Origin of the sequence: Micrococcus sp. Mcc28, from assembly GCF_024519775.1 — a bacterium.
GTDB classification, from domain to species: domain Bacteria; phylum Actinomycetota; class Actinomycetes; order Actinomycetales; family Micrococcaceae; genus Micrococcus; species Micrococcus luteus.
This window is the reverse complement of sequence record NZ_JALJRH010000029.1, coordinates 1-8220: the sequence shown is the minus strand read 5'-3', so window position 1 is coordinate 8220 and position 8220 is coordinate 1. Positions and strand designations below refer to the sequence as shown.

At 70.6% G+C, this 8220-nt stretch carries 8 protein-coding genes and 1 pseudogene; 6 read left to right on the top strand and 3 right to left on the bottom strand.

Going from position 1 to position 8220, the window contains the following annotated elements; all coding sequences use genetic code 11:
• Together NR073_RS10855 and NR073_RS10850 are read right to left on the bottom strand one after the other, a co-directional pair.
• Positions 1-346, bottom strand: a 346-nt coding sequence (locus NR073_RS10855) for a hypothetical protein (protein ID WP_233569978.1), incomplete at its 3' end; no start/stop codon positions are given.
• Complete coding sequence (locus tag NR073_RS10850) at positions 343-1209, bottom strand: F510_1955 family glycosylhydrolase (protein ID WP_036340675.1); 867 nt, start codon at positions 1207-1209, stop codon at positions 343-345. The genes NR073_RS10855 and NR073_RS10850, both read right to left, overlap by 4 nt.
• A gap of 157 nt (positions 1210-1366) precedes the next feature.
• Here NR073_RS10850 and NR073_RS10845 point away from each other — a divergent pair, with 157 nt between their 5' ends.
• The 6 genes from NR073_RS10845 to NR073_RS10820 all read left to right on the top strand — a co-directional run bounded on the left by NR073_RS10845 (position 1367) and on the right by NR073_RS10820 (position 7850).
• Complete coding sequence (locus tag NR073_RS10845) at positions 1367-2092, top strand: response regulator transcription factor (RefSeq protein WP_060974075.1); 726 nt, start codon at positions 1367-1369, stop codon at positions 2090-2092.
• On the top strand, positions 2089-3258 hold the full coding sequence (locus tag NR073_RS10840) for a cell wall metabolism sensor histidine kinase WalK (RefSeq protein WP_060974076.1): 1170 nt from the start codon (positions 2089-2091) through the stop codon (positions 3256-3258). The genes NR073_RS10845 and NR073_RS10840 overlap by 4 nt, the downstream gene beginning before the upstream one ends.
• Positions 3259-3329: 71 nt before the next feature.
• The gene (locus NR073_RS10835) at positions 3330-3659 is read left to right on the top strand and encodes a heavy-metal-associated domain-containing protein (protein ID WP_060775536.1); all 330 of its coding nucleotides are present in this window, start codon (positions 3330-3332) and stop codon (positions 3657-3659) included.
• 75 nt (positions 3660-3734) lie between these two features.
• Entirely contained in the window at positions 3735-5972 is a 2238-nt protein-coding gene (locus NR073_RS10830; protein ID WP_060974077.1) for a copper-translocating P-type ATPase, read from the top strand.
• Positions 5973-6031: 59 nt separating this feature from the next.
• On the top strand, positions 6032-6706 hold the full coding sequence (locus NR073_RS10825; RefSeq protein WP_060974078.1) for a DUF305 domain-containing protein: 675 nt from the start codon (positions 6032-6034) through the stop codon (positions 6704-6706).
• 88 nt (positions 6707-6794) lie between these two features.
• The gene (locus tag NR073_RS10820) at positions 6795-7850 is read left to right on the top strand and encodes a type II glyceraldehyde-3-phosphate dehydrogenase (protein WP_002854314.1); all 1056 of its coding nucleotides are present in this window, start codon (positions 6795-6797) and stop codon (positions 7848-7850) included.
• Between the two features lie 106 nt (positions 7851-7956).
• Here NR073_RS10820 and NR073_RS10815 read toward each other — a convergent pair.
• Positions 7957-8220: pseudogene (locus NR073_RS10815) on the bottom strand (class I fructose-bisphosphate aldolase); the annotation flags it as partial.

Here is an 8220-nt window from a genome sequence, read left to right as displayed (position 1 = left end):
GCAGGAGGGCCCGGGAGGCCAAGTGGGACACGACAGGTGCCTTGGTCAGGGCCGAGGCGCAGGTATCGTCCACGGCCTCCAGGGCACAGACCGGCAACCCGGGGTCGGCTGCCTCATCCCCGGCAGGCTCGGCCGGGAGCACGACCTCGGGCACCATGCCGGCCGGACCGATGGCGCCCGGCCCGAGGTGATGAACAGTTGTGGCGGCGGCCGTACCGGTGGCGGCCCAAGCCGCGCTGGTGCCCGTACCAGCGTGCATCCCGAGCAGGCCCAGGATCAACACGAGGGTGCCCAGAACGGTTCGAAGGGCGGGCCAGCCGGACAGGGGGCGGCGGGGGGAGGTCACAGCAGCGATTCGGTGGTGTTCCCGCCGTCCGTGGTGGACAGCACGGTCGAGCCGACGACCAGCAGTGCTTCGGTCTGCCCGTCGTCGGTGATGCCCGTTCCCAGGGCGGTGGCCGTGCCGACCGGGCGGTCGCTGGCGGTCCAGGTGTCGCCGGCGTCGGTGCTGGTCAGCAGGTGTCCCTCGGTGCCGGCGCCCACGGCGGTGGTGTCATCGGCCCAGGCGACCAGGTGCATCAGCTGGGGGGTGTCCAGGGTGGTCCAGGTCGCGCCGTGGTCGGTCGAGCGCAACATGCCGGTTTCGGTGGTGGCCAGCACGGTCCCGGTTTTGGGGGAGATCGCCAGCGATGCCGGGGCGACGGGGATCTCAAGGCTCTGCCAGGTGAGGCCGTCGGTGCTGGCGCGCAGTTGCCCATCGAAGCCGAGGACCCCGTTCGGGCCGGCGGCCAGGGCGTGGAAATCGGATGCGCCGCCGCGGGAGAGCACCGTCCAGCTCTGGCCCCGGTCGGTGGACTCGGCCAGGCCCAGCGGCTCGGGCAGGTCGGTGCGCGGTGCGGGGTGACCCGAGGCCAGGTAGCGGCCCTCGGGAGTCAGGGTGAAACCCATGAAGTCCACGACCGGACCGACCTGGGTCAGCTCCCCGTCCTGGAGCCGGAACAGGCCCTGGTGGGTGGCCAGCAGCACCTCACCGGACTCGGGGTCCCGGGTGAGGGCATGGACGTGGGTGATGGCCGTGCCGGTGCCCTGCGTGCCGGTGCCGGCCGCCGGGGATGTCGCGGGGTTCGGCGCGGCGCAGGCGGTGAGGGTGCCAGCGCCGAGCAGGGTCAGCCCGCCGGCGATCAGGGTTCTGCGGGTCAGGGGGGTCATGGAGCCTTTCCGCCCCGGGCCAAAAGGCGGGGCTATCTACCATTGTCGGCCGGTGACGCGCCGGGATGGGGCGGTTTGCCTTGAAGATTCGATGAAGATTCCCCGCCCCGGCACCGTTCTGAGCCGCCGGGGCGCGAGACAGAGCGAGACTGGACCCATGAATTCTGGCACTGGCACTGGGACTGACACTGGGACTGGTCCGGCGGCCGGCCGGGTGTTGGTGGTCGATGACGAGAAGCCGCTGGCGCGCATGGTGGCCACCTACCTGGAGCGGGCCGGCTACGAGGTGGCCCTCACCCACACCGGCCCGGCCGCAGTGCAGGCCGCCCGGGTTCACGAGCCCGACGTGATGGTCCTGGACCTGGGCCTGCCCGGGCTGGACGGGATCGAGGTGTGCCGGCGGGTGCGGGCCTTCTCCGAGTGCTATGTGCTGATGCTCACCGCCCGCGGCCATGAGCACCACCGGTTGGAGGGATTGGCGGTGGGGGCCGATGACTACATCACCAAACCCTTCAGCGTCCGGGAGCTGGTCGCCCGGGTGGGGGCGGTCATGCGCCGGCCGCGCACAACGGTGTCAGCCCCCGAACCGGAACGGGTCTGCGGTGACCTGGTCATCGACCTGGCCGCCCACGAGGCCCGCGTGTCGGGCCAGGTGGTGCAACTAACGCGCACGGAGTTCGACCTGTTGGCCGCCTTGTCGGGGCGCCCGCACCAGGCCTTCTCCCGGCGCCAGCTGATCGATATCGTCTGGGACCCGGCCTGGGTGGGCGATGAACGGCTCGTGGACGTGCACATCAAGAACCTGCGCCGCAAGCTCGACGCGGACCCGGCCCGCTATATCGACACCGTCCGCGGGGTCGGCTACCGGATGGCGGAGCAATGACCGGCCGGCGGCGCTACCAAGGATTAGCGGCCCGGTTCTTCCTCGCCCAGCTGCTGGTGGTGGGGGCCAGCGTGCTGGCCGCGGTGGTGGTGGCCTCCCTGGCCGGCCCACCACTGTTCCACGAGCACCTGGAACAGGCCGGGGCCGGACACGATGCAGCCCAGGTGCTGCACGTGGAGCAGGCCTACCGGGACGCCAATTTCTGGACCCTGGGCGTGGCCCTGGCCACGGCCTTGATCTGTTGTCTGGCATTGACCTGGAATGTCGCCCGCCGGATCCAGAGTCCGATCAACGCCCTGACCCAGGCGGCCAAGGCCATGGCCGGTGGACGGTACGACACCCGCGTGCCGGCCATGGGCGCCGGCACCGAGGTGGAGGAGCTGGCAGGGTCTTTCAACACCATGGCCGCACGGCTTCAGCGCACCGAGGACACCCGTCGACGGATGCTCTCGGACCTGGCCCACGAGCTGCGCACCCCCGTCTCCGTGCTGACCGTCTACCACGAGGCCCTGCAAGACGGGGTGTCCCACTGGGACGAGCCCACCGGTGAGCTGATGGGCGAGCAGCTGGCCCGGTTGACCCGGCTGGTGGAGGACATCAACGACGTCTCCCGCGCCGAGGAGGGCCGGATCGAACTGGACCGCAGCCCCCAAGGGGTCAGCGGGCTGCTGCATGCCGCGACCGAGGCCCACAAGGAGGCCTACGCCACCAAGGGCGTGGCCCTGACCATGGACGCCGATCCGGGCCTGGCCGTGGACGTGGACCGCCAGCGCATGGGCCAGGTCCTGGGCAACCTGCTCACCAACGCCCTGCGCCACACCCCGGCCGGGGGCCGGGTCACCCTCGAGGCCCGACAAAGCCCGTCCGGGGTCACGCTCAGCGTCACCGACACCGGGGAGGGGATCTCTCCCGAGCACCTGCCGCACGTCTTCGAACGCTTCTACCGCGGGGACACCGCCCGCGACCGTGACCACGGCGGCTCCGGGGTCGGCCTGGCCATCTCCCGAGCTCTCATCCAGACCCACGGCGGCACCCTGAGCGCCACCTCCACCACGGCCGGGGCGACGTTCACCATCGACCTGCCCACCAAGCAGCCCCCCGACCAGCCCACCTACCGGCGCACCCGTTTATCCACCGTGAACACCGGCGCTCCACCCCTTGAATGATACCCCCAGGGGGTATATACCAAGAGGAGAGGCGCCGTCCGGCGCCGCCCTCAGACCTGAAGGAGACCGTCATGACCGAATCCGCCCGCACCCCGCTGCCGGGGGCCACCAACGGCTGCTCGTGCTGCGCCCCAGCCGCCGACGCCACCGCCCCCGCCGGGCGCCAGAGTGCCGACCCAACCGGGACGAGCGCCGGCGACGCGACCTACCAGGTGGAGGGCATGACCTGCGGACACTGCGTGGGCTCCGTCGCCGAGGCCGTGAGCGCCCTGGACGGGGTGGACGATGTCCGGGTCGAACTGGTCGCCGGCGGGGCCTCCCCCGTCACCGTGACCGGGCCCGCCTCCGCGGACTCCGTGCGGACGGCCATCGAAGCGGCCGGCTACCGCGTCCGGATCTAACCGACCCATCCCCTCGAGGTCGGCGCCCCACCGCCGAGCCGGTCGCCGAACAGACCGCCGAGCAGAAGGAACACCATGAGCACCCCGCACCACCACGATCACCCCACCGACCAGACCGCCGAACACCCAGACCCGAACCCCCACGCCGGCCACGCCAACCACACCGACCATGCCGCCCACCACCCCGCGGACGCGGCCACCCACGGGCAGGCCATGCCCCAGGGCCACGCCCACTCGGCCCTGGACGAGGAGCACCAGGTCCACGACCACGGTCAGCACGCCGGGCATTCCACCGCGATGTTCAAGAACCGGTTCTGGGTCTCACTGGTGCTCTCCATCCCGGTGGTGTTCTTCAGCCACATGGTCGGGCAGCTGCTGGGCTACCACGTCCCCGAGTTCCCGGGCTCGGCGTGGATCGCCCCGGTGCTGGGCACCGTGATCTACCTCTATGGCGGCATGCCCTTCCTGAAGGGCGGGCTGACCGAGTTGCGCGCCCGCCAGCCCGGGATGATGCTGCTGATCGCGATGGCCATCACGGTGGCCTTCGTCGCCTCCTGGGTCACGACCCTGGGCATCGGGGACCTGATGCTGGACTTCTGGTGGGAGCTGGCGCTGCTGGTGGTCATCATGCTGCTGGGCCACTGGATGGAGATGCGCGCCCTGGGCGCGGCCTCCTCCGCCTTGGACGCGCTGGCGGCGCTGCTGCCGGAGGAGGCCGAGAAGGTCGTGGACGGTGACACCATCACCGTGCCGATCACCGAGTTGGCCGTGGGCGATGTGGTGCTAGTGCGGGCCGGGGCCCGGGTGCCGGCCGACGGGACCATCCTCGAGGGCGCCGCGGAGTTCGACGAGGCGATGATCACCGGGGAGTCGAAGCCTGTGCTGCGCCAGGCCGGGGACACGGTGGTCGCTGGGACCGTGGCCACCGACAACACCGTGCGGGTGAAGGTGGCCGCCGTCGGGACCGACACGACCCTGGCCGGGATCCAGCGGATGGTCGCTGACGCCCAGGAATCCTCCTCCCGCGCCCAGGCGTTGGCCGACCGGGCGGCGGCCCTGCTGTTCTGGTTCGCCCTGGTCGCGGCGATCATCACCGCGATCGTGTGGACCGCGATCGGCCAGCCCACCGACGCGGTCACCCGCACCGTGACCGTGCTGGTCATCGCCTGCCCGCACGCCCTGGGCCTGGCCATCCCGCTGGTGATCGCCCTCTCCACGGAGAAGGCCGCCAAGTCCGGGGTCCTGATCAAGGACCGGATGGCCCTGGAGCGGATGCGCACCATCGACGTGGTCCTGTTCGACAAGACCGGCACCCTGACCGAGGGCGCCCACGTCGTCACCGCCGTCACCGCGATGCCCGGCGTGTCCGAGGCAGAACTGCTGGCGGTGGCCGCCGCGGCCGAGGCTGACAGCGAGCACCCCGTGGCCCGGGCCATCGTCACCGCCGCCGGGCAGCACCCGCAGGCCAGCACGTTGCGCAAGCGCGGCACGGACTTCAGTGCTGCCATGGGCCGCGGGGTGCGCGCCACCGTGGACGGCTCCGAGATCCTCGTCGGGGGCCCGAACATGCTGCGCGAGCTTAACCTGACCATGCCGGCGGAGATCACTGAGCACACCGCCTCCTGGACCGCGCGCGGGGCCGGGGTGTTGCACGTGCTGCGCGAGGGGTCCGTTATCGGCGCGGTCGCCGTGGAGGACAAGGTCCGCCCCGAGTCCCGGGCCGCCGTGGCCGCCCTGCACGCCCGCGGCATCAAGGTCGCGATGATCACCGGCGATGCCCGCCAGGTCGCCGAGGCCGTCGGGGCGGACCTGGGCATCGACGAGGTCTTCGCCGAGGTCCTCCCCCAGGACAAGGACACCAAGGTCACCGAGTTGCAGTCCCGGGGACTGTCCGTGGCCATGGTGGGCGACGGCGTCAACGACGCCCCGGCGCTGGCGCGGGCCGAGGTCGGCATCGCCATCGGCGCCGGCACCGACGTGGCCATGGAGTCCGCCGGCGTTGTGCTGGCCAGCAACGACCCCCGCGCGGTGCTGTCGATGATCGAGCTCTCCCAGGCCAGCTACACCAAGATGATCCAGAACCTGGTGTGGGCCACCGGCTACAACGTGCTCGCCGTGCCGCTGGCCGCCGGCGTGCTCGCCCCGATCGGGTTCGTGCTCTCCCCCGCGGTGGGCGCGATCCTGATGTCCGTCTCCACCATCGTGGTGGCCCTCAACGCCCAGCTGCTGCGCCGGATCGACCTGGACCCGGAGCACCTGGCTCCTCTCGAGCGCCCCCGGTCGCAGGCTGCCCTTCAACCCGCGACCTCCTGATCGCGCCTCTTGGCGCTAACTCTGATATGAACCCTCAACCCACTGTGGAAGGACCCACCATGAAACGCACCATGACGCTGACCGCCCTGGCCCTGGCCTCCGCCCTGACCTTGACCGCCTGCGGCACCGGCGCCCAGGACGAGAACGCCGGCGCTGAGGCCTCGGCCACCGCGACCAGCTCCGCCCCCGCCGCCACCCCTGCGGCCACGGCCACCGCGACACCGTCCACCACGGCGACCGGTTCGGCCGAGGAGGTCTCCGCCGAGCACAACGACGCGGACGTGATGTTCGCCCAAATGATGATCCCGCACCACCAGCAGGCCGTTGAGATGAGCGAGATGCTGCTGGCCAAGGATGACGTCCCGGCGGAGGTGGCCGCGTTCGCCCAGAAGGTCATCGACGCCCAGGGCCCGGAGATCGAGCGCATGAACGCCATGCTCACCGCCTGGGGCCAAGACCCCGTGGACACGGACGGTATGGAGGGCATGGACCACGGCGGGATGTCCGGGATGATGTCCGAGGAGGACATGGCCGCCCTGGAGCAGGCCCAGGGCACCGAGGCCGCCCGGTTGTACCTGGAGCAGATGACCGCCCACCACAAGGGCGCCGTGGACATGGCCAAGGACGAGGTCGAGGACGGCCAGAACCCGCAGGCCGTGCAGCTCGCCGAGCAGGTCATCGCCGACCAGGAGGCCGAGATCACCGAAATGCAACAGATGCTCGACAAGCTCTGAGCACCGTCGTCCGCTGCGGGCATCCGGTGAGACGCGGCTGGCGATAGACCCCGAAACCGGAACGGGTCCTCCAGGAAAGGAGACGAGCATGCAGGACAAGATCAAGGTCGCGGTGAACGGGTACGGGGTCATCGGCAAACGCGTCGCCGACGCGGTCCGGGCCCAGGAGGACATGGCGCTGGTCGGAGTCAGTGACGTCATCGCTGACTACCGGATCGCGACTGCGGCCGGGAAGGGTATCCCCGTCTACGCCTCTACCGAGCAGGCCCTACCGGTGATGGCGGATGCCGGCCTTCCCGTCGTCGGAGGCCTGCACGACCTGCTCGAGAACGTTGACGTCGTGGTGGACTGCACCCCGGCCCAGGTGGGCGCCGGCAACCTGGAGCTCTACCGTGCCCACGGGGTCAAATCCGTGTTCCAGGGCGGGGAGAAGCACGATCTCACCGGCCACTCCTTCGTCGCCCACGCCAACTACGCCACCGCCCTGGGCCGGGACAGCACCCGGGTGGTGTCCTGCAATACCACCGCCACCGTCCGGGCCCTTACCGCGCTGAAGGACGTCGGACTGCTGTCCAAGGCCCGGGGGGTGCTCATCCGCCGGGCCACCGATCCGTGGGAATCGGACCACTCGGGGATCATGAACACCATCGTCCCCGAGGGCCGAATCCCCAGCCATCAGGGGCCCGACGCCCAGTCGGTGGTCCCGGACCTGGACGTGGTCACCATGGCCGCCAAGGGAGCCCACACTCAGAACCACCTGCACTACTGGACGATCGAGCTCACCCGCCCGGCCGAGAAGCAGGAGGTGTTGGAGGCGTTCCGGGCGATGCCGCGGATCGCCTTCGTCCGGCGCTCGGACGGCGTCGTGGCGGTCAATAGCACCGTGGAACTCATGGAGGACCTGGGCCGGCCCCGGGGTGATATGTATGAGGTGGCCCTCTGGGAAGACATCCTCACCGTGGACGGCAACGAGCTGTACTACACCTACACGGTGGACAACCAGGCGATCGTCGTCCCCGAGAACATCGACGCGATCCGGGCCCTCACCGGAACCGTCGACGACGGCGGCGAGTCCATCCGGCGCACCGACCGCGCCTTGGGGGTGCGCCAGGACTTCGTGCGCTCCTCGGTGGCTGCCCGTTGAACTGCGCGGCAGACGCCGCTGAGGCGGTGCCCGGCCCCAGGAATGGGGGGTGGTCGGACACCGCTTCGGCGGCCGCAGACTACCGCAGCGGTCCTATGGCCTCCGGTCAGGTGCGAGAGGCCGTCGCGATCGCGTTGATGGCCTCATCCAACACCGCATTGAACTGCGCTGGGCTCTGGGCCGTACTCAGCCCTTCGGTCAGGGCGCGGGAGAAGCTGGCGATCACGCCGTGGTTGCGGGCCAGCAGGGTGGTGGCCTGGGCCCGGGTATAGCCGCCCGACAGGGCCAGGACGCGGATCACTCGGGGATGGTCCACGAACTCGCGGTAGAAGTCCGCCCGCTCCGGCAGCGTCACTTTGAGGATGACCGA

What these genes read in the sequence shown, in the direction of transcription:
- NR073_RS10845 (WP_060974075.1), top strand. Translation starts at nt 1,367, where the DNA reads ATGAATTCTGGCACTGGCACTGGGACTGACACTGGGACTGGTCCGGCG.
- NR073_RS10825 (WP_060974078.1), top strand. Translation starts at nt 6,032, where the DNA reads ATGAAACGCACCATGACGCTGACCGCCCTGGCCCTGGCCTCCGCCCTG.
- NR073_RS10835 (WP_060775536.1), top strand. Translation starts at nt 3,330, where the DNA reads ATGACCGAATCCGCCCGCACCCCGCTGCCGGGGGCCACCAACGGCTGC.
- NR073_RS10820 (WP_002854314.1), top strand. Translation starts at nt 6,795, where the DNA reads ATGCAGGACAAGATCAAGGTCGCGGTGAACGGGTACGGGGTCATCGGC.
- NR073_RS10830 (WP_060974077.1), top strand. Translation starts at nt 3,735, where the DNA reads ATGAGCACCCCGCACCACCACGATCACCCCACCGACCAGACCGCCGAA.
- NR073_RS10840 (WP_060974076.1), top strand. Translation starts at nt 2,089, where the DNA reads ATGACCGGCCGGCGGCGCTACCAAGGATTAGCGGCCCGGTTCTTCCTC.
- NR073_RS10850 (WP_036340675.1), bottom strand. Translation starts at nt 1,209, where the DNA reads ATGACCCCCCTGACCCGCAGAACCCTGATCGCCGGCGGGCTGACCCTG.